Raw genomic sequence first — 383 nt, forward strand, 5'->3', positions numbered from 1 at the left:
GACCGGGACCCCGGCGGCCGATCTTCGGTACGCCATCCGAGGAGGGACGCTTCGATGGGGGAAAAGGTCGTGGCAGGTCAGTTCGACCTGTCCGATCGCCAGCGCTACCGCGAGAAGCTCAGCAGGTGCCTGACGGGCCTGGAGCGACTCCTGGAGGAGAAGCGGTTCGACCGCCCCAAGAACCTGATGGGGCTGGAGATCGAACTCAATCTCGCGGGCGCCGACGGCATGCCGAAAATGTTGAATGCGCAAGTCCTCGAGCGCATCGCGAGCCGTGACTTCCAAACGGAACTCGCCATGTTCAATCTGGAAGTGAACATCGCCCCCCACCGGCTGGGCGGGCGGGTTTTCGACCGGCTCGACGAGGAACTGCGGACCTCGCT

Annotated in this window: 1 pseudogene; it reads left to right on the forward strand. The window is 64.2% G+C overall.

The window, feature by feature from the left end:
• Positions 1–54: 54 nt before the first annotated feature.
• A pseudogene (locus tag LPA54_RS41910) lies at positions 55–383 on the forward strand (glutamate--cysteine ligase); the annotation flags it as partial.

It is taken from the genome of Streptomyces sp. DH12 (genome assembly GCF_020873895.1).
GTDB lineage: Bacteria > Actinomycetota > Actinomycetes > Streptomycetales > Streptomycetaceae > Streptomyces.